Annotated in this window: 17 protein-coding genes and 3 tRNA genes; 13 read left to right on the forward strand and 7 right to left on the reverse strand. The window is 62.8% G+C overall.

Annotated features, from left to right (window positions below; translation table 11 throughout):
* The first annotated feature begins 73 nt into the window (after window positions 1–73).
* On the forward strand, window positions 74–544 hold the full coding sequence (locus HGSM_RS04605) for a cupin domain-containing protein (RefSeq protein ID WP_019147573.1): 471 nt from the start codon (window positions 74–76) through the stop codon (window positions 542–544).
* A 69-nt stretch (window positions 545–613) separates the two neighbouring features.
* On the forward strand, window positions 614–1,012 hold the full coding sequence (locus HGSM_RS04610) for a YccF domain-containing protein (protein ID WP_019147574.1): 399 nt from the start codon (window positions 614–616) through the stop codon (window positions 1,010–1,012).
* Window positions 1,013–1,080: 68 nt separating this feature from the next.
* Here the strand turns inward: HGSM_RS04610 and ybaK are convergent, their stop codons facing one another.
* Complete coding sequence (ybaK, locus tag HGSM_RS04615; RefSeq protein WP_019147575.1) at window positions 1,081–1,578, reverse strand: Cys-tRNA(Pro) deacylase; 498 nt, start codon at window positions 1,576–1,578, stop codon at window positions 1,081–1,083.
* A 40-nt stretch (window positions 1,579–1,618) separates the two neighbouring features.
* Here ybaK and HGSM_RS04620 point away from each other — a divergent pair, with 40 nt between their 5' ends.
* Window positions 1,619–2,233: a GNAT family N-acetyltransferase gene (locus tag HGSM_RS04620; RefSeq protein ID WP_019147576.1), complete on the forward strand. Its 615-nt coding sequence runs from the start codon at window positions 1,619–1,621 to the stop codon at window positions 2,231–2,233.
* A 98-nt stretch (window positions 2,234–2,331) separates the two neighbouring features.
* Here the strand turns inward: HGSM_RS04620 and HGSM_RS04625 are convergent, their stop codons facing one another.
* A complete protein-coding gene (locus HGSM_RS04625; RefSeq protein WP_040594720.1) occupies window positions 2,332–4,938 on the reverse strand; it encodes a DEAD/DEAH box helicase in 2,607 nt (868 codons plus the stop codon).
* 48 nt (window positions 4,939–4,986) lie between these two features.
* Here HGSM_RS04625 and HGSM_RS14055 point away from each other — a divergent pair, with 48 nt between their 5' ends.
* Window positions 4,987–5,178 carry a hypothetical protein gene (locus tag HGSM_RS14055; RefSeq protein ID WP_081581337.1) on the forward strand — a complete coding sequence of 64 codons (192 nt, stop codon included), beginning with the start codon at window positions 4,987–4,989 and terminating at the stop codon, window positions 5,176–5,178.
* Window positions 5,179–5,726: 548 nt separating this feature from the next.
* Window positions 5,727–6,383 (forward strand): slipin family protein, encoded by a 657-nt coding sequence (locus HGSM_RS04630; RefSeq protein ID WP_019147579.1) that lies wholly within the window; start codon window positions 5,727–5,729, stop codon window positions 6,381–6,383.
* A 2-nt stretch (window positions 6,384–6,385) separates the two neighbouring features.
* On the opposite strand, the gene HGSM_RS04635 is transcribed toward HGSM_RS04630, so the two are convergent.
* The 5 genes from HGSM_RS04635 to HGSM_RS04655 all read right to left on the reverse strand — a co-directional run bounded on the left by HGSM_RS04635 (window position 6,386) and on the right by HGSM_RS04655 (window position 12,760).
* Window positions 6,386–7,852 carry a hypothetical protein gene (locus HGSM_RS04635; protein ID WP_019147580.1) on the reverse strand — a complete coding sequence of 489 codons (1,467 nt, stop codon included), beginning with the start codon at window positions 7,850–7,852 and terminating at the stop codon, window positions 6,386–6,388.
* 64 nt (window positions 7,853–7,916) lie between these two features.
* Complete coding sequence (locus HGSM_RS04640) at window positions 7,917–9,290, reverse strand: hypothetical protein (RefSeq protein WP_019147581.1); 1,374 nt, start codon at window positions 9,288–9,290, stop codon at window positions 7,917–7,919.
* An 84-nt stretch (window positions 9,291–9,374) separates the two neighbouring features.
* The gene (locus tag HGSM_RS04645) at window positions 9,375–10,448 is read right to left on the reverse strand and encodes a hypothetical protein (protein ID WP_019147582.1); all 1,074 of its coding nucleotides are present in this window, start codon (window positions 10,446–10,448) and stop codon (window positions 9,375–9,377) included.
* 237 nt (window positions 10,449–10,685) lie between these two features.
* Window positions 10,686–11,597, reverse strand: a complete 912-nt coding sequence (locus HGSM_RS04650) for a 3-methyladenine DNA glycosylase (RefSeq protein WP_154646249.1) — start codon at window positions 11,595–11,597, stop codon at window positions 10,686–10,688.
* A 140-nt stretch (window positions 11,598–11,737) separates the two neighbouring features.
* Window positions 11,738–12,760, reverse strand: coding sequence for an aldo/keto reductase (locus HGSM_RS04655; RefSeq protein ID WP_019147584.1), 1,023 nt, complete (start codon window positions 12,758–12,760; stop codon window positions 11,738–11,740).
* A 137-nt stretch (window positions 12,761–12,897) separates the two neighbouring features.
* Here HGSM_RS04655 and HGSM_RS04660 point away from each other — a divergent pair, with 137 nt between their 5' ends.
* The 8 genes from HGSM_RS04660 (at window position 12,898) to HGSM_RS04695 (ending at window position 18,791) form a co-directional block, all read left to right on the forward strand.
* Complete coding sequence (locus HGSM_RS04660) at window positions 12,898–13,800, forward strand: methyltransferase domain-containing protein (RefSeq protein WP_019147585.1); 903 nt, start codon at window positions 12,898–12,900, stop codon at window positions 13,798–13,800.
* A gap of 135 nt (window positions 13,801–13,935) precedes the next feature.
* Entirely contained in the window at window positions 13,936–14,727 is a 792-nt protein-coding gene (locus HGSM_RS04665; protein WP_019147586.1) for a fumarylacetoacetate hydrolase family protein, read from the forward strand.
* 302 nt (window positions 14,728–15,029) lie between these two features.
* A complete protein-coding gene (gene gltX, locus HGSM_RS04670) occupies window positions 15,030–16,478 on the forward strand; it encodes a glutamate--tRNA ligase (RefSeq protein ID WP_407635110.1) in 1,449 nt (482 codons plus the stop codon).
* On the forward strand, window positions 16,475–17,212 hold the full coding sequence (locus HGSM_RS04675; RefSeq protein WP_019147588.1) for an HAD family hydrolase: 738 nt from the start codon (window positions 16,475–16,477) through the stop codon (window positions 17,210–17,212). The genes gltX and HGSM_RS04675 overlap by 4 nt, the downstream gene beginning before the upstream one ends.
* Window positions 17,212–17,361, forward strand: a complete 150-nt coding sequence (locus HGSM_RS14355; protein WP_019147589.1) for a hypothetical protein — start codon at window positions 17,212–17,214, stop codon at window positions 17,359–17,361. Before HGSM_RS04675 ends, HGSM_RS14355 begins: the two co-directional genes overlap by 1 nt.
* 473 nt (window positions 17,362–17,834) lie before the next feature.
* Window positions 17,835–17,906, forward strand: a tRNA-Gln gene (locus HGSM_RS04680).
* A gap of 41 nt (window positions 17,907–17,947) precedes the next feature.
* Window positions 17,948–18,020 (forward strand) — tRNA-Glu (locus tag HGSM_RS04685).
* 698 nt (window positions 18,021–18,718) lie between these two features.
* Window positions 18,719–18,791 (forward strand) — tRNA-Glu (locus HGSM_RS04695).
* Window positions 18,792–19,121: the final 330 nt, after the last annotated feature.

Below are 19,121 nucleotides of genomic sequence, written 5' to 3' on the forward strand. Positions count from 1 at the left end.
ATCCGCGCGTGTGGAGTTAAGGCAACTGCGTCCATACTAGTTGCCCAAAGGAGCAGAACACGAAGGCGCTACAGTGGTAGTCAGGCAAGGCCAGTACAACGACGTCCAGCAGCGCCTACAGAGAGGCAAGACAGTGTCTGATTCATCAACTCCGATTCCGCTCCCGCTTGAGCACACCCGCGAGCCACACCCAGGTGGAAAGACGGTGGGCGAGGTGATCGTGCCGGCGAACAGTCTCGGCCAGATCGCCGAGATCGTGCCGTTCCAGGAGGGACGGGTTGTCCCGCATACCCTGTTTGACGCGCCAGGGGTGCGCTTGATTCACATTGCCCTCGACCGCGGCACTGCACTCAAAGAACACATGACCCAGTTTCCAATCGTGGTGGAGGTGGTCGAGGGTGAGATCGAGTTCGAGGTGAATGGCAATCGAACGCAGCTCGGCACTGGTGGACTGATCCACCTCGAGGCCAGCCTCTTGCACGCCGTTCACGCGACCACACGTGCGCGCATCAACATCTACCTAGTGAAGGCAGCCAAGGGCTGACCCGCGAGCAACTAGATAAAACCTGGTAGTCCTGCACCTCGAGTCCCCGGAAGCGCTTAGCATTAGTGCATGCGCACAATCCTCAACATCATCTGGCTCGTGCTGTCAGGCTTCTGGATGGCCCTCGGGTACGCCCTAGCGGGCATCATCTGCTGCATCCTGATCGTGACGATCCCGTTCGGTATCGCCTCGTTCCGCATGGCCAACTACGCCCTGTGGCCCTTTGGGCGTGTGGTCGTGGACAAGCCCACCGCCGGCGCGTTCTCCCTGATCGGAAACGTGATTTGGCTGCTCGTAGCCGGGATCTGGCTGGCCATTGGCCACATCACCACGGGCATCGCAATGTGCCTGACGATTATCGGCATCCCCATGGGGATCGCCAGTTTCAAGATGGTGCCGGTCTCGCTTATGCCTCTAGGCAAGCAAATTGTGTCCTCGCGGACTGGAGACATCGGGTACGTCCACTGACGTAACCCAGACACTTTATTAACGACGATTGGGCTGGGTTCCAGCTCGATCGTCGTTAATTTTTTGCCCTAGTCCCGCGCGATGGAAGCGGTCTTGGCGCTGGTGATCGCCACGAGGTCGGCGGGCGCGAGACCGACGTCGAGGCCGCGGCGGCCGCCCGAGACGTAGACGGCGTCGTAAGCGAGCGCGGAGTCGTCGAGGACGGTGGCGTGCTTGGTCTTCTGTCCCAGCGGCGAGATGCCGCCGACCACGTAGCCCGTGGCGCGCTCGGCGGCGGCCATGTCCGCCATGGCGGCCTTCTTGCCGCCGAGGGCCGAGGCGATCGCCTTGAGGTCCAACATCTTGTCCACGGGGACGATACCCACTGCGAGCTTGCCGTCGACCACGACCATCAGGGTCTTGAACACCTGGGGCGCGGCCACGCCAATCGCCGCGGCAGCCTCGAGGCCGTAGCCCACCTCGTTGGAGGGATCGTGCTCGTACGGGTGGACGGTGTGAGGCACGCCGGCTTTTTCGAGGGCGAGGATTGCCTGAGTGCCGTGTGTCTGCTTTGCTTTCTTGGCCATGACACGATTTTAGGTTGCCCACCTGCAATAGGGTGGGACCATGAGCCAACACGCTTCCCAGTCCTCGTACACTGAGGCTGCCACCGAGTATCCGCAGTGCGTGCCCACCCTAGTGGGAGATGGCGTGCGGCTGCGGGCGCACCACCACGGCGATATCGCGCGGATCGTTGAGCAGAGCTCCGACCCCGACGCGCAGCGGTTCATCCCGCTCCCACACCCGTACACCGCCGATCACGCCAGATCGTTCATCGACGCGATGGTATCCGAAGGATGGGTGACGGGCCGCAGGTTTGAGTTTGCTATCGACGAGGTATCGCCTGACGGGACGGCGAGGTTCGCGGGCAACGTTGGCGTGTGGCCCAGGGGAGACGACCGCTGGGAGATTGGGTTTGTGCTCCACCCTGATGCGAGGGGACACGGCGTGATGAAGCGTGCGGCGGACCTCGCCCTTGACTGGATCTTCATGGACAAGGGCGCGCAAGTCGTGCTGTGGTGCGCGGACGCGGAGAACGAGGGGTCACGGGCGGCCGCTGTACGCCTCGGGTTCACCCACCAGGTGGTGCTACCCAACTGGATCCTGCTGAACGGCGTGTACCGGGACCTCGCGGAGTCCACGATGACCCGCTCCGCGTGGGAGGAACTGCGTAGGGGTTAGGCCGGGCGGTGGTTCGGTGGGGCTGGTGGCTCGGTGGTGCTGGTAGGGCTGGTGGTGCGTGACCGGGGCAGGCCTTCAGGCCGGCCCCGGCTACAGAATTACGCGTCTGACGCTTGGGCCACCGAGACCATACGCAGCATGACTTCGCCGGCGGCATCGCACTCGTCGAGGTCAACCAGCGCGGTGATGGCCCAGTCGTGGTCTTTGTTCGGGTCGTCGAGAACCTGACGGATCTTCCACACGCGGTCGTTGCCGTCCACTGACTTGGTCACCTGCAGGAGCTTGGGTGACCGGGCGTCCGGGCCGATGCCGATCGCGTCGTCACCGTATTCCTCGAACATGGGGTCGATTGCGTCTGCCCAGTCGTCGCCATTCCAGCCGTCCTTGGCGGCCAGGCGGTCGAACGCGTCGTAGTCCTCGCGGGCAGCGAGTTCGACGCGGTAAAACACGGCGTTGCGCAGCATGACGGTGAACGCGCGGTCGTTCGCGGTGATCGGGCGGAGGGTCTCCTCCTCGATGATCTCTGGCTCGTTCTCGAGGTCAAGGTCCTCGGGGTGGGCGAGGCGTTCCCACTCGTCAAGGAGGGAGGAATCGACCGAGCGCACCAGTTCCCCGAGCCACTCGGTGATGCCCTCGACCTCGTCCGTGCGGTGCTCGGTAGGCACGGTCTGGCGCATCGTGCGGTAGGCGTCGGCGAGGTACTTAAGGACCACGCCCTCGGAGCGTTCGAGCTGATAACGCGAGATGAAGTCCGTAAAGGTTTGCGCCTTCTCGAGCATGTCGCGGACCACGGACTTGGGGCTGAGCTCCATGCCGGAAATCCATGGGTTGGATTGTTTGTAGGTGTGGAAGGCGGGGACCAGCAGATCCTCGAGCGGCTTAGGCCAGGAGATGTCCTCGAGCAGGGCCATGCGCTCGTCGTACTCGATGCCCTCCGCCTTCATCTCCGCGATGGCCACGGACTTTGCCGCGCGCTCCTGCCCGAACAAGACCTGGCGCGGGTCGTCGAGGGTTGCCTCGATGATGGAGAGGATGTCCAGGCCGTGGGTGGGGGAGTCGGGGGCGATGAGGTCCATGGCCGCGACCGCGAACGGGGAGAGCGGCTGGTTCAGCGCAAAGTTGTCTGGCACATCCACGGTCAGCTGGACGCGGTAGCCTGAGCGCCCGCCCACAACTCCGGTGGGGATCTTGATCTTTTCTACGATTCCGGACTGGCGCATGGAGCGATAGATGCGGAAAGCCTGGCGCACGTTCTCGCGCTTCTTGGCCTCGTTGTCGTGGTTGGCGGTCAGCAGGTGCGTCATTGACGTAACCGGGTTGATGGGCTTGCCGTCCTCATCCTTGCGCGCAAGAACGTTGAGGATCATCGCGTGAGTCACCGCGAACTGGCTGGTCAATGGCTCGGGTGGGGCATCGATCAGGCGCTCGTAGGTGGACTCGGTCCAGTTCACGTGCCCGGTTGGCGCCTTCTTGCGAACGATCTTTTTGAGCTTCTTGGGGTCGTCTCCGGCCTTTTCCAGCTGCTTCTTGTTCTCGATCACGTGGTCCGGAGCCATCACGAGGACTTCGCCCACGGTGTCGTAGCCTGCGCGACCCGCGCGGCCCGCGATCTGGTGGAACTCTCGGGCGGAGAGGTGGCGCATGCGCTCGCCGTCGAACTTAACCAGGGAGGTCAGCAGGACGGTGCGGATAGGGACGTTGATGCCCACGCCGAGGGTGTCCGTGCCGCAGACGACCTTGAGGAGGCCCTTCTGCGTCAGGCGCTCCACAACTCGGCGGTACTTGGGGAGCATTCCGGCGTGGTGGACACCGATTCCTGCGCGGAGGTACTTGGACAGCAACTTGCCAAATCCCGAGCCAAACCGGAAGTCGCCCAGCTCTGCAGCAATGGCTTCCTTGGCTTCCTTGGACGCGATCTTGGTGGATAGTAGCGACTGTGCGCGGTCCACTGCGTCCTTCTGGGTGAAGTGGACTACGTACACGGGAGCACGGTGGGTTGAGACGAGCTCCTCGATGAGCTCACCTAGCGGCTCGACCACGTAGCTGAAGTGAAGGGGGACTGGGCGCTCCACGCCTGCAACCTCGACCACGTCACGGCCGGTGCGCTCCTTGAGGTCCTTCTGGAAGAACGCGGTGTCTCCGAGGGTCGCCGACAACATGAGGAACTGAACCTTGGGCAGTTCGAGTAGCGGGACCTGCCAAGCCCAGCCGCGCTGTGGGTCGGCGTAGTAGTGGAACTCGTCCATGACTACTTGGTCTACGCCCGGGTCGAATGCGTCGATACCGCCCCTGCGCAGCGACTGGTTGGCCAGGATTTCTGCCGTGCAGCAGATGATGGGCGCGTCCGGGTTCACTGCGGAATCTCCGGTGGTCATGCCCACGTTCTCCGAACCGAACACGGCAACTAGGTCAAAGAACTTCTCCGACACCAGTGCCTTAAGCGGCGCCGTGTAGAAGGTACGCTGCCCCCTCGCGAGCGCGATGAAGTGCGCAGCCATAGCCACGAGGGACTTTCCGGATCCCGTCGGCGTGGCTAGGATGACATGCTTGTCGTCCAACAGTTCGAGGATCGCCTCCTCTTGCGCAGGGTACAGCGTCAAACCGCGGTCGGTGACGAACTGTACGAACGCATCAAAGACCTGGTCCGGGTCGGACGGATCCTTCAGGTTGGCGAGGGCAAGGGCGAGGGGCGCTGAGGTAGACATCCCTCCCATTGTCTCAGGAGAACCGCCTGCGGAGAACGGCCCCGCGGTGTGCCGCTTTTCTGGGGCCCCGAACGCATAAAAACGCCTGGCACGCTCAAGGACTGGGAACAGCGCAAGTCCGCCGGCACCGCTCATGAGCGGTTTGTGGGCCACGGCAACCCGCTCCTTCCCGGCGACACGCCGGGTGACGTGTGGGCACTTGGCGCCCAAGACCGCATTGTCGAGGACGTGGAGATCTAGGGTAGGCCTGCCGCCCCCTCTAACCGCCGAGATTGCACCTGGGGGAACGAGATGTCCCGGCGGCCCTGCAACCTCGGACCCCCGAGTGCAATCTCGCGGGGGTACAAAGGCCAATCCCGCGGCGTGGGTGGGTGTGGTGGCGGGGGAATGCAGGAGAGTTCCGCCAAGTATGTGCTCAAGACTCCACAGATTGTCGACGATTGTGCCCACGTTCCGTAGGCAGGTCACCCAGGGTAGTGTCCTGGGTGAAATGGTGAGCGCCGTTCGCCTCGCCATAAAAGTTGTTGCGGCTCTACATCCGCGCAAATATGCTGATGGCGTGCGCTAAATGGATGCTCAGCGGGATTCCGCGACGTATTTCTACTTACGGCGTCACACTGCATAGGGCGAATGCCCATTCCGGTGGGGTGGCAATCCTCCGTTAAGCATCAGCTGCCTTGTGGACCTCTGGCTTTGCCGAAGCGTCCCCGCTCGCTGTTGTGGAAGGTTGCCGCCTCGCCTTAAAGTTTGAGCGCCGGAATCCGGCGCCTTCGGGGGAAGGACTGATCGTGGCAAAGGTCTACATTCAGGAGTTTGAACGCGGGGTTTTGTACGCCGAGGGACGTCCTGCCGAGATCCTGCCTCCCGGCCAGCACCGGTACAACGAAAAGAAGTCCACGTTCAGCGTGATCGACGTGCGCCCAACTCTGCTTAGGGTGGTGGGCCAGGAGGTGCTGAGCGCCGACGGCGTTGCAATCAAGTGCGGGGCAATCGTGACCTACCGGATCACGGATCCCAAGGCATGGTTGAGTGCGGTGAGTTACGGCAGCGGCGCCGAGGAACTCATGCACCTGGACACCCAGCTCGCGCTGCGGGACAAGATCAGCGCAGTTGAGGCCGCTGACCTCCTGACCACTCGTAACGAGTGGGCCAAGAACTTTGCTCCGATCACCGCCGAGGCGCAGGCCCGATACGGCGTGGTGGTGGAGGATGCGAGCGTCCGTGACATCTCTTTCCCTGGTGAGCTTCGCACACGCTACGCGCAGGTTGCGCTGGCCAAGCAGGAGGCGCTCGCCTCGGTCGAGCGCGCTCGCGGTGAGCAGGCGACCCTACGCTCGCTGGCCAATGCTGCCAAGCTCATCGAATCCAACCCCGAGTTGAAGGCCCTGCGTACTCTCATCGCCCTGGAAAAGGGTGGCGGTCAGGTTGTCATCAATAACGGCTAACGCTAGAACTTGATGAGACCCGGTGTGCCCTCGCCCGAGGATGGGCCATAGTTCGAGGGGCCATGGTTAGCCTTCCCTGCTGTCTCGTACTCGTAGACGCCGTCCCTCGCAGCCTGCGCGAGGAGTTCTCGAGCAGTGGCGCCAGCATTCCGGTTGCGGAAGTTACTCACCCCCGAGTACAGGAAGATGAGGCCAACAAAACCTGAGATGGCGCGTGCCCAACTGTCTGTTTCTTCCCCGGACATCGACATGATTCCTACGGCATCGCTCAGAAACACCGCGCTCGCAGCTGTAAAGAGAAACGCCTTAATCAGCGTGAAGGCCGTAGTGAGTCCGAGTCTCTTGAGCAGGGACGGCTGCTTGGCCTTGGGTCCTTCAAGTGGTAGGAGGAGAGTGCCAATGGCCTCGGCAATGTCATCCACCTTGGATGTGGGGAGTTCGGCAATCTCTGTGGTGGGCAGTACTCCGGCGCGTCCACTAGTCTTCGCGGGGCCGCCTGTCAGTTCGAAGTCCCTGATCGCGCTGGACAGACTGAGCGGAACATCCAGGGCTTCCGTGGCGCGTGCCAGGAAGTCTTCAGGAGCACTGGCAATCAGTGTCGAGGATGCGTCGACGAGCGACCTCATCGCAGCCCAGACCTCGAATTCTGCGGGGGAAGGAATCGTCGTGGGATCCGTTCCTGCGAACCCTGATTGGTCTAGTGTGTACTGGAAGCCGATCTCCTCGCTGTAGGCCACTTGGGGACCTTTGAGCAGGATGTCTTGGACCGCTTGCGCGGCACTCGGGGCTCCGTCCTGAGCGCCGAAGGGAAGCGACGGCGTAGCGGTGGGGAGCAGGTGCAGGGCTACAAGGTAGTCCATGTCCTCGGCGGTGCCGACCATGACGGAGCGCCTTGCTCCGGTGCGAACGAGAGTGATGAAGACGTCCCCGTAGTTGGACTCGTCGAGATCAGCCATGTCCACAACGTGTCCTGGAGCTGGGTAGATCAGAGCCTGCCCGGAGTCCATTGCGTAGCGTCCGCCGATGCTCAAGAGCTGCTGGATGGCGGTGCGTGGGGTTTGGGCAGGGGCGATGGTCAAGGTGGACCCGCTCGTGCCACCCACACCAAACGGACCGGTCAGAGTTGAGGAGTACTCATTGCTGACCGTCTCAACGTTGAAGGACTCATCCAGCAGATCAATGAGGGTCTCGAGGTGTTCACCCGGAACAAGTTGGCCGTCGCGCGAGGTTGCAACGAACTCCTCGTCGGGAAAGTATGCGATGAGTGCAGCCACGGTTGCTTCCCGCTCGACGCCGATCTCGGCGCCGTCGTATACCGCTCCTGGGATCGACTTCTGAGAAAGGAACCTGACGACCTGCGCAACGTTAGGCCCAGAGGTCTTACCTTCGTCGGAGTCACCGATGAGGAGCAGCGCGTGCTCGAGTCCGTGCGCGCGCAACTGTGCGTTGAGGGACAGAACTTCGGACATGCTGTTTCTCCTGTAAGTCTTCTAGCGGCCCGTGGGGAACTTGCTAGTTTCCGTACCCCTCGCCTTAGTCTTCTAGTGACAGCGGGTTGGGGATGTTCTTGGCCGAGAGCAACGTGTAGGTCTCGCGAGCCTGATCCAGTCCCTTCAGGATTGCCCACATGGATACCGCAGTGAAGCCGAAACCGAGCACGAGGAACACGGAGAACAATCGCGTGAAGATGTCATGCTCAATGTCGAGCCAGGTGCCGAGTGCAGGGATGACGTTGGCAAGGATGACACCAAGCACAAGGAGTGCGTAGATGCCGAGGAGGGCTAGGGTGCGCTTGCGAGCCTTGCCGATGACGTCAACCGCACGGCCCTTTGCCTTGGCCTTGGCGCCAATCTTCTCGCATACCTCCAGAGCGCCCACTACCCCCGTAGTGTGGACGAAGCCGGAACCCTCCGGCGCCGCGGGCACAGCCGCGAGGTTGCGGCGCTCGGGGTCGAACGCGGGGTCGTCGAAGGCTTGCACGAGGCTTGCGACCTCGGCCGGGTAGCCCATGAGCCGTGCGACGTTTGAGAACAGCTCTTGCGGCTGGGACTGGGACAGCTCTCCGCCTGCACGCACGAGGAGTTCGTACGCGGCAACTGCGGAGGCGTGGGAGGCCTTGGCCTTCTTATCACCGCGCTTCTTTGGCAACGGCCCCTCATCAGCGCACAGCAACCGCGGAATCTTGGCGAGCCCTTGCTCAATGTCCCATGCGGTGCCGGGGACTTGTGCGCTCACGGCCTCGTAGTCGGGGCCGCTGTTGATGGTGACGTGCGGGTCCTCGCTGGTGTCTCCATACAGGTTGATTGACCGGACTTCGCCAGAACGCTCAAAGCTCAGGAGAGGTAGCATCGCCCGGGCTCCGGGGACCTCGGCGATACCTCCGTGAAGCGCCATTCCCTGCGCAGGAAGGACCACTCCACGTCCGCCCACGAGCCCGTAGTGGCCCTGCTCGGGCATGCTCGCAAGCGCACCGAGAAGGACATGCTGCGGGGAGTCCGGTCCGGTGATGGTCAGCGAGTCGATCGACAGCGGGGTCTCGGAGCCTTCGTATGGCCCAAGCTCTCCCGTAATGCTCACCAGGGTGTCTTCGTCGGCGACGAGTTCGGTGCGCAGGGAGTGGGCGAGGCCTGCGAAGAACGCCTCCACGGTCTGTCCCCGTCCGAGTTCCCCGGAATCGGTTGCCACGGCGATGGTGTCGTCCTCGTACGCGGCGACGTTGATGACCACTGCCGCGTTGCTTGCGTACTGCGAGCCGGGTGCAATTCCTGCGAGGACCCGACGCGCGGCGAGGAACGTACGGACCTCATCCACGGTGGGCGCGCTTCCGTCCGCGCGGACCTGAACCTCAAGTCCGATGAGGTATAGGCCGTGGCGCTCGAGGAGCGCGGGGAGGTCAGGCAGGATCATGGAGTGTTCACCTTTGTTCTACGGGTAAGTGAGAGCAAACTTAGCCGATTATCGTGCATTTCCATACGGAATATTGCCACCTGGCTACTTGCGTGAGCGCCCGAGTCTCAGCGCGCGCAGGATTCCGCGCTTTGTCGCCGCCTCGGGTGCCGGGTCGGTGGGGTGGTTTGTGTTCGCATCCGTGGGGAGTTGGAGTGCCCCCTCCGCAATTTTTGCGGCCTGCTCGGGCAGTCCCAGCAGCCCGCTGACCTCGGCAAAGAACTGGCCCGCTTCCGCTGGCGCGGCAAGCCGCGCATAGTGTTCCGCGAGTTCGTGGGGAAACTGCGGGTGGTTGGTGGACAGGCTCCCGGCTACCAGCGTGGGTGCGCACAGATTTTCGACGATTGTGGCAGCCGTTCCCTCCATCTCTCGTGACGTGGGGGTAAGTCGGGGGAGGTTTGCCACCGTCATCGAAAGGGGCTTCTTGGCGGTTCCGCCCGCCACGTGAACGTATCGTGCCTCCCCGGCCCGCGCGAGGAGCACCACGGGTTCGGCGCTGGGGAGCGCGAGGGGCAGCTCAGTCACGCCGGTGGGGAGTTCGACCACTGTCCATCCCTCGATGCTGGTGCTGCGCACCGAGCCACCGGTGTCCACCGCAATCGCGTGGGCTAGGACGTCTCCGTTGGTCTGGGTGAGCGCGAGCGCGCGCGAGTCTAGGTGGGCGGGGGAAACTCGCCATTCGTTGGGGAAGCCTGCAGGCTGGTCAATCGTTTGGCGTCGTGGGTCGAGTTCAATAAACTCCGGCTCGCTGGCGCCCGGCGTGTACAGGACATACTCGTCTGCAACCACCGGGGCATTCAGGGCGTTAGCCAGGCGCTCGCAGAACTCACCGGAGAACACAGTGGGGACAAGAGAACCGGAGTCCCCGGGTGTCAGCACGAGCGGGTCGTCCCCAACCATGGTGAGCGCAACCTTGGCGATGACGGGGGTGCGCAGGCCAAACAAGGAACCCTCGATAGCGCTGCCGAGAACCCCGAGTTCCGTCAACGCGCCCAGCACGTCGTCCACGGATGGGGCAGAGCCATCTGGGCGGACCAGTACCTCCAGCGGCATCGTTTCCACCGCACCGGGGTCAACGTGTGCGCCGTCAAGAGGGGTGTCGAAATGCTCTCCAGTCATGGCGAATACCTTACCTAAGCCCGCACAGCCCAAGCGGGACGGGCGGCGTGAACGGGACCACGATCGTCGAAAATCAGGTGCCAAAACTGGGCGGGCTGGTGCCAGGGGCACCGCGAACCCACCATTTTTGTTCAGTTTTGGTCAGATCCTAAGCAAGAACGAACAAAAATGGAGGTCTGGTGATCAGCAGTGGTTGGGGCGGTCTGGTGACGAGCAGTGGCTGGCAGCCGGGGCACGCTACTGGGCGAGCAGGCGCTCGCAGCACTCGACCAAACGCGCGCGCAGCGGCGCGGACCGCTCCGCGAACCCACGCTGGCGCTCGGTGTATTCGGCTTTGCCCTCGGGGGTTTCGATCCGGACGGGCGGCAGGTCGAACTTGGACACGTCGTACGGCGAGGCCTGCATGTCGAGGTAGCGGATGTCGCGGGCCAGCTCGAAGCAGTCGAGGAGCAGGTCGCCGGGGATCGCGGGGTAGAGCTTCCACGCCCACTTGTACAGGTCCATGTTGGCGTGCAGGCAGCCGGGTTGCTCCAGCAGCGGCTGCGTTTCACGCGTGGGCGCAAGCTTGTTGAGGGGCACGGCCTCGGGAGTGAAGAACCGGAATGCGTCAAAGTGCGTGCAGCGGATCTTGTTGGCCTCGACCACGTCGTCCGTTCCGGCGCCGCCGAGGCGCAGCGGAAGGTCGTGGCGGGTCTCGTCGTCGCGGTACACCATGGCCCATTCGTGCAGGCCAAAGCAGCCGAGGTTGGCCGGGCGGGTCTGGGTGGAGCTCAGGATCGAGTGGATGTACTTGACCGCTGAACCGCGGTCGGCCATGAACGACTCGACGTCCAGCATCACGGCACCATCGTGCTGTGTGAACCAGCGAGCCTGCGCCCGCTGGGACAGGTCCTCGCCGACTTCCGGCGCATCCGCGACATCAGGTGAATCGCAGGGGGCCAGAGCGACACCCGCACCGGGCGTCCAGTGCCTCAGCCGAGCTGGCCGGACAGGGTAGTACGAGAACAGGAAGTCCTCGATCTCGTGCTTCTTGTGGGCGTCGTGCGCCTCGCGCCACGTTGCGGTGAGCGTGTCCGCACGCTCCGCGTGCTGGCGCGCAAGCTCGCGCCACTGCGTTGCGGGAAGCTGGGTCAGGGTCACGGTGCTCACCTCACAAGGCTACGTTCGTGGGGCGACAGGCCCAAGCCCGCGGCGTGTGATCCTGCACCAATTACTGACGATTGTGCCCCCAGAACGCGTACCGGCCCGGTCCCAGCGAGGGGACCGGGCCGGGATGCAGCACGAGGTGACTAGAACAGAGCAACCTTGCCAGGGCCGGGGAAGATCTGGTCGATGAGCGCGAGGTCGTCGGCCGAGAGCGGCTTGATCGCGCGGGCGTTTTGGGCGACCTGCTCGATCTTGGTCGCGCCGGCGATGACCGATGCCACGGTGGGCTGGGCCGCGAGCCACGAGAACGCAACTTCCACCACGGTCATGTCGCGCTCCGCTGCGAAGTCCGCGAGCGCCGCGAGCGCCTCCCACGGAGCGGACTCGAGCAGCTCGGGCTTGGAGTGGACTACGCGGCCGTCGGCCGGTGCGCTGGTGCGTGAGTACTTTCCGGTGAGCAGGCCGTTGGCCAGTGGGAAGTAGGGGAGGACGCCGAGCCCGAACTCTTGGGCCGCTGGCGTGATCTCCATTTCCGCGCGCCGGTCGATCAGGTTGTAGTGGTTCTGGCTCGAGATGAAGCGGGCGGTGCCCAGTTCACGGGCCACGTACTCGGCCTGGGCCACCTGCCAGCCGGCTCGGTTGGAGTGCCCGATGTATCGGACCTTGCCCTGCGTGATGAGGTCGTCGAGCGCTCGCAGGGTCTCGTCGATGGGTGTGAGGGGGTCGGGGGTGTGGAACTGGTACAGGTCGATGTAGTCCGTGCCGAGGCGGCGGAGCGACCCTTCCACGGCGCGCATGATGTAGGCGCGTGATCCGCGGGCCTCGAACTCGGGGCCGTTGATGCCGCTGGCGGGAAGACCAAACTTGGTTGCCACAACCACCTCGCCGCGCCGCGCGCCGAGCGACTTGCCCAGGAACTCCTCCGAGACTCCGGGTTGGGAGCCGTACATGTCCGCAACGTCGAAGAAGGTTATGCCGGCATCCAGAGCGGCGTTGATCACGGTCTTGGACACGTCGAGGGACTCTGTTGCTGTGCGGGGGCGCCCCAGGTTGTTGCAGCCTAGACCAATCGCCGAGACCGTGAGGCCGGAGCGTCCGAGGCGGCGGAGTTCGGGTGTACCTGCAGGTGAGGCGGAGTGGAGCGGGTGCGCGGCAAAGGTTGTCATAGGAAGCACTTTACTTGGCTTCCTCGTTAATATGACGGATTGTCCGGGCTCTTTTGACTTCTGTTTTGTTACCGATTCGTGACCGCAATGTGAGAAGGGAGGTTCATTATTTGGCATTACCTCCTAACGTCAAAGGTATGAATGACACCCAAGCCGATGAACTTCGCCGCTCGCGCACCGCACACAATGACGTGCGCATCGCGCCGAGCGCCGACCACTCCGAGCAGTCTCGTGAGTCCGAGTCCTACACCCACGGCCACCACGATTCAGTGCTGCGCTCGCACCGCTGGCGCACTGTGGAGAACTCCGCCGCGTACCTTGCACCCTTCCTGAACGCTGGGCAGTCACTACTCGACATCGGCTGTGGTCCCGGAACCCTGACCGTAGATCTCGCGCGCAACGTTGCGCCGGGCCTTGTGGTTGGCGTAGACGCAGCGGATGAGGTGCTCGAGGACGCGCGTCAGCACGCACGCGATGAGGGCGTGACCAACGTTGAGTTCCAGCACGCCAACGCCTACAAGCTCCCGTTCGACGATGGCTCCTTTGACGTTGTCCACGCCCACCAGGTGCTCCAGCACCTGTCCGATCCCGTGGCCGCAATCCTAGAGATGCGCCGCGTGGTCAAGCCGGGCGGTGTGATTGCAGTCCGCGAGGCCGACTACGGCTCGATGACCTGGCACCCTCAGAACCACGGCCTCGAAGAGTGGAACGCGCTTTACCACGAGGTCACCAGCGCATACGGCTACGAGGCTGACGCGGGCCGTCGCCTGCTCAGCTGGTTCCAGGCTGCGGGAGTGGAACAGGCCGACCTCTTCCCGTCCGCGGGTATCTGGTGTTACGCAACCCCAGAGACCCGTGCATGGTGGGGTGGACTGTGGGCGGAGCGCTGCGTGGTCTCGAACTTCGCGCACCAGGCCAAGGAAGCCTCACTGGCCGATGACGTGGCACTTGAAGAACTTGCGCATGAATGGCGCAACTGGGCAGAAGAGCCCGATGGCTGGTTCATCGTGCCCAACGGAGAGATCATCGTCCGGGCGTGAAGTAGCTCGACCCGTGATACGCACAATGGTGGTTGCCTTGTATGAGGCGGCCACCATTTTTGCGCCTCAGGGGGAAATGGCGGAATGTGACCGCAATCAATGCACGCCACCGCGGCAACCACCTAGAATGGCTAGGTGCGTATTGCGAGATTTACAACCGGTGACGACCCCCGGTACGGATTCATTCAGAACGAGAACGGCAAGGACTACATTGCTGTCCTCAGCGGTGACCCGCTGTACACCCCGATCGCCCCAACGGGCGAACGCGTGGAACTGGGGGACGGCGTGCGGTTCCTGGCACCCGTGATCCCACGTTCCAAGGTGATCGGCGTGGGCCGAAACTACGCGGAGCACGCAAAGGAGATGGGTAACGAGATTCCCACCTCACCGCTCCTGTTCTTCAAGCCCAACACCTCGGTGATTGGCCCAGACGACCCTATCCTCCTGCCGGACTTCTCCCAAGAGGTCAGCTACGAGGCCGAACTCGCGATCGTGATCGGCCGCATGGCCAAGAACGTGTCGCAGGAGAACGCCCACCGCTACATCCTCGGCTACACCGTGGCCAACGACGTGACCGCTCGCGACGCCCAGCGCACCGACGGCCAGTGGGCCCGCGCCAAGGGCTTCGACTCCGCGTGCCCCATCGGTCCGTGGATCGAGACCGAGTTGGAAACGGATGACCTGGCCGTGCGCTCGCACGTCAACGGCGAACTGCGCCAAGACGGCAACACCTCGGACATGATCTTCGATCCGTCCTACCTGGTTTCCTACATCTCCGAAGCCTTCACGCTCCTGCCTGGTGACATCATCCTCACAGGCACGCCAGCGGGCGTCGGCCTCATCGAGCACGGCGACCGCGTCGAATGCTCCGTCGACGGCCTCGGCACGCTCTCCAACCCGGTCCTGCGCCGCTCGATGCTCGACTAAATCCTGATCGGCCGAAGTGGTGCGGGCGCTCGCGCCCGCTTCCCACGGCTCCTCGGACCAACCGGATGATTTTCGACGATTCTGGCGGCAGAATCGTCGAAAATCATGGACTTCCAGCGCGCCTGCGCTGGTGCGACGATGGGCCGCAGGCCGGCAACGTAAACTAGAAGGCGGCGCGCCACAGCGCCACCCACAAATTCACAAACCTAAGGTGTGTTTTGTCCACGTCAACCGAAATCGCTACCGGAAGCGACATCCGCGTCCGGTTCTGCCCATCACCAACCGGAACCCCACACGTGGGAATGATCCGCACGGCCCTGTTCAACTGGGCCTACGCTCGCCACGTCGGCGGCAAGATGGTGTTCCGCATCGAAGACACCGATGCTGAACGCGACTCGGAAGAGAGCTACCAGCAAATCATTGAGGCGCTGACGTGGCTCGGCGTTGACTGGGACGAGGGCATCAACGTTGGCGGACCACACGGCCCATACCGCCAGAGCCAGCGTGCGGACATCTACCAGGGTGTTATCAAGCAACTCGTTGACGGTGGATACGTGTACGAGTCGTTCTCCACGCCTGAGGAGATCGAGGCACGCAACGTCGCCGCGGGTCGTCCCAAGGCCATGGGCTACGACGGCTACGACCGCACCCTGACCGACGAGCAGAAGGCGGCGTTCCGCGCCGAGGGCCGCGAGCCAGTTCTGCGTATGCGCATGCCTGACGAGGACGTTTCGTTCTTCGACCTGGTACGCGGCGAAGACGTCACCTTCAAGGTTGGAACCGTTCCTGACTACGTTGTGGTCCGGGCCAACGGTCAGCCGCTGTACACCTTGGTAAACCCAGTTGACGACGCGCTCATGGAGATCACCCACGTGCTGCGCGGCGAGGACCTGCTGTCCTCGACCCCACGCCAGGTGGTCCTCTACCGCGCGCTGCTCGAGCTGGGCATCGCTAAGGTCATGCCAGCATTCGGCCACCTCCCATACGTTATGGGCGAGGGCAACAAGAAGCTGTCCAAGCGCGACCCAGAGTCGAACCTGTTCCACCACCGCGACCGTGGCTTCATCCCAGAAGGCCTCATGAACTACCTCGCGCTGCTGGGCTGGTCCATCGCACCGGACAACGACATCTTCTCCATGGAGGAAATGGTTGCCGCGTTCGACGTCAAGGATGTGCTGTCCAACCCTGCGCGCTTCGACCTGAAGAAGGCCGAGTCGATCAACGCAACGCACATGCGCATGCTCGAGATCGACGACTTCAAGGGCCGCATGGTTCCATACCTGAACGAGGCAGGACTGGTTTCCGCTGCGTCCTACGAGGAACTGACCGAGCGCGAGCAGGAGATCCTGACCGCAGCCGCACCGCTCGTGCAGGAGCGCATGACGCTTCTTGGCGAGGCCAAGGGCATGGTCGGCTTCTTGTTCACTGCGGACGAGGACCTGGCATACGACGAAGAGTCGCTGGCTCAGGTTGCCAAGATCGAGCAGCGTGCAGAGATCGTGAGCCGTTCGATCGAGCTGATCGAGGGCCTCGAGTCGCTCTCTGACCCACACGAGATCCAGCAGGCGCTGCGTGCGGTTCTGGTGGACGAGATGGGCGTCAAGCCTCGCCTCGCATTCACCCCACTGCGTGTGGCCATCACCGGCCGCCGTGTCTCGCCTCCACTATTCGAGTCCATGGAAATCCTGGGCAAGGAGTCCTCGCTGAAGCGCCTGCGGGCATTCAGCGAGCACCTCGGAGCAAACGCGTGATCCTGAACGATCGCATCGAAGGCGTCCTGTTCGATATCGACGACACACTCGTTGATACGCGGGGCGCCTTCGCGCATGCCCTGAGTGTTTTGGCTGGCGAGTACCTGACCGAACTGCCCACGGGGCGCCACGGCGAGGTGCTCGCCATGTGGCGCGCCGACACACATGGGCACTACCGCGCGTACACGCGGGGCGAAAAGAGCGCACGCGAACAGCGCATGGCTCGCGCCAACGAGCTCCACAGCGAGTTTGGGGGAGTGCACCTCGACGACCGTGGCTTTGACGAGTGGGATGACCTGTTCCAGTCTTCGTTCAAGGAAGGCTGGAAGGCTTTCGACGAGTCGCGTAGCGTGATCGACGAGCTGCGCGCGCGCGGGTATCGCGTGGGTGCGCTGTCCAATGCTGGGCTCGCGCTGCAGACTGAGAAGCTTGCGGCCTGCGGGTTGGGCGACGTCGACATCCTAGTCACCTTGGACACGTTTGGGGTAGGTAAGCCCGACCCGCGCGTGTTTGTGGAGGCCTCTCGACTTCTGGGTGTCTCGCTGGAGGCGTCGGCGTATGTGGGCGACGAACTGGACATTGACGCGCGTGGAGCGCTTGGCGCCGGTCTTGGGCAAGGTATCTGGGTGGACCGACCTGGAGCCCGGCGAGGCGGCACACACGAGGAATCCACCGCGGCTGCGGTTGCCGAAGGCATTGCGGTTGTTCCATCGCTCGCGGAACTGCTGGGCTGATGATCGGCGCCCTGCGCATCTTTGAGGACTGTGCGACACCGGACTGCCTCGATACCTCGAGCTTCACCATCGAACTGTGGCAGGTCATCGCCGTGTTTGCTGTGGTGGCAGTCTTGGCGGGCCTGATGGTTCTGCGCAGGCGAAAGTAGCCTGTGTTAGAGGTTTTGGTTGGTGTGTAGCTAGGTGTGCTCCTTGGTGTGCGCATGGGTGTGCTTCTAAGTGGAGGTGAGTTCCTTGCGGAACTCGCCTTCACTTTTCTTTGGGCGCACGGAACCTAGTGGCCTGCGTGACATATGGGAGTTCGAGGCCTGCGTCGGCGCCCGGAATCGAGGTCGGCCAGTGCCCACGAGACGAGCTCCTGCGGGTACGGCGGACGCGCGTCGTCATACAGTTTTGCTTGGGTTCCAAATGAAAGCGCGTGGTGGGAATCCGCATGGTTGTGCGAGTTGGCGTTGTAGGAGGTCGCGGCCATCCACATAACGTAACGCAGGACACGTCAATTCGATTTGGAATCTCGGCTCAGACTGGGTAATGTTTTCGTTGTTGGCAGCGCGGGAAACCACGCAAGACCTACTGAGAACAGCGCGAAAACGTTGATATCAAGCCAAAAGGTCGTAGTCAATGGGGTATGGTGTAATTGGCAACACAACGGTTTCTGGTACCGTCATTCTAGGTTCGAGTCCTGGTACCCCAGCGAATAGCTCCCATGGAGTTATTTAGTACGAAAGTACAAAGGCCCCCATCGTATAGCGGCCTAGTACGCCGCCCTCTCACGGCGGTAACACGGGTTCAAATCCCGTTGGGGGTACAAGTTAGAAAAGCCACTCAGTCTTCGGACTGGGTGGCTTTTCTCGTTTCGAGAGTTTTTCTGCAACCTGGCGCGGCCAAGGTATGGCCGATGGATGGCTGGATCACCGATGTGTGATCGACAGTCATACATCGGTGAGTGGGCCATACATCGAAACCCATTCACCCGCACCCAAGCCGCTTGCGCCCGCGCTACCCGCGCCCAAGCCACCTGCACCCATTCACCCGCGCCCGCGCTACCCCAGCTTTCGACCCTCGATTTTCGGCGAGTGCCGGGTTTTGGCATCGAGTGCCGTGTCCGCGATCCGGCACTCGATGCTAAAAACCGGCACTTAGGGAAGCAGCGGCGGCGAGAGGAGCCAGGGTCGGGGAACCAAGGGCGGCAAGGGGTCTGGACTCGCGGAAGCAGCAGAGGTGCGAGGGGCAGTGCTCGCAGGAGGTCAGCCGCACAGGGGGCTATCGCTGCTCCAACTCGTTAGCGAGAGTATCCCTGAGCCCACTCTCGTAGGGGAGAGTATTCCTGAGCCCACTCTCGATGAAGAGGGGGTGCGGTGATGCTGGGAGGTGAGCATGATCGTCGGGAATCATTTTCAGCAGCCTAACGATGTGTTTGGCGTCACCGAAATTGGGCTTGCGCAGGTCAGCACGCGTTAGGTTATGCTTATGGAGCACTAAGCGCGGAAGCGTTTATGGCGATAGGCCCCCATCGTATAGCGGCCTAGTACGCCGCCCTCTCACGGCGGTAACACGGGTTCAAATCCCGTTGGGGGTACAACACGGAAAGCCACTCAGTCTTCGGACTGGGTGGCTTTCCTGGTTCCGGGAGCTTTTCTGCAGACCGGCGCGACCAATGTATGGCCAATGTATGGCTGGATCACCAATGTGTGATCGGCAGTCATACAGTGGTGATCGAGTCATACATCGACGCCCATTCACCCGCACCCAAGCCACCCGGGCCCAAGCCGCCTGCGCCACGGCTCTGCCTCGGCGTTCAACTGATTCTGCTGCTGGGCGGCAGTCGGTCGGTGCATAAAGCACCGCTTCCGCGCCCGTACTCCCAGTTTTCGTCTCTGCAGTATCGGCGAGTGCCGTCCAAATGGGT

Source organism: Timonella senegalensis JC301 (genome assembly GCF_000312125.1).
GTDB lineage: Bacteria > Actinomycetota > Actinomycetes > Actinomycetales > Cellulomonadaceae > Timonella > Timonella senegalensis.

Coding starts and splice junctions, on each gene's coding strand:
- HGSM_RS04660 (WP_019147585.1), top strand. CDS start 12,898: ATGAATGACACCCAAGCCGATGAACTTCGCCGCTCGCGCACCGCACAC.
- HGSM_RS04620 (WP_019147576.1), top strand. CDS start 1,619: ATGAGCCAACACGCTTCCCAGTCCTCGTACACTGAGGCTGCCACCGAG.
- gltX (WP_407635110.1), top strand. CDS start 15,030: ATGATCCGCACGGCCCTGTTCAACTGGGCCTACGCTCGCCACGTCGGC.
- HGSM_RS04625 (WP_040594720.1), bottom strand. CDS start 4,938: ATGTCTACCTCAGCGCCCCTCGCCCTTGCCCTCGCCAACCTGAAGGAT.
- HGSM_RS04610 (WP_019147574.1), top strand. CDS start 614: ATGCGCACAATCCTCAACATCATCTGGCTCGTGCTGTCAGGCTTCTGG.
- HGSM_RS04655 (WP_019147584.1), bottom strand. CDS start 12,760: ATGACAACCTTTGCCGCGCACCCGCTCCACTCCGCCTCACCTGCAGGT.
- HGSM_RS04640 (WP_019147581.1), bottom strand. CDS start 9,290: ATGATCCTGCCTGACCTCCCCGCGCTCCTCGAGCGCCACGGCCTATAC.
- HGSM_RS04645 (WP_019147582.1), bottom strand. CDS start 10,448: ATGACTGGAGAGCATTTCGACACCCCTCTTGACGGCGCACACGTTGAC.
- HGSM_RS14355 (WP_019147589.1), top strand. CDS start 17,212: ATGATCGGCGCCCTGCGCATCTTTGAGGACTGTGCGACACCGGACTGC.
- HGSM_RS04635 (WP_019147580.1), bottom strand. CDS start 7,852: ATGTCCGAAGTTCTGTCCCTCAACGCACAGTTGCGCGCGCACGGACTC.
- ybaK (WP_019147575.1), bottom strand. CDS start 1,578: ATGGCCAAGAAAGCAAAGCAGACACACGGCACTCAGGCAATCCTCGCC.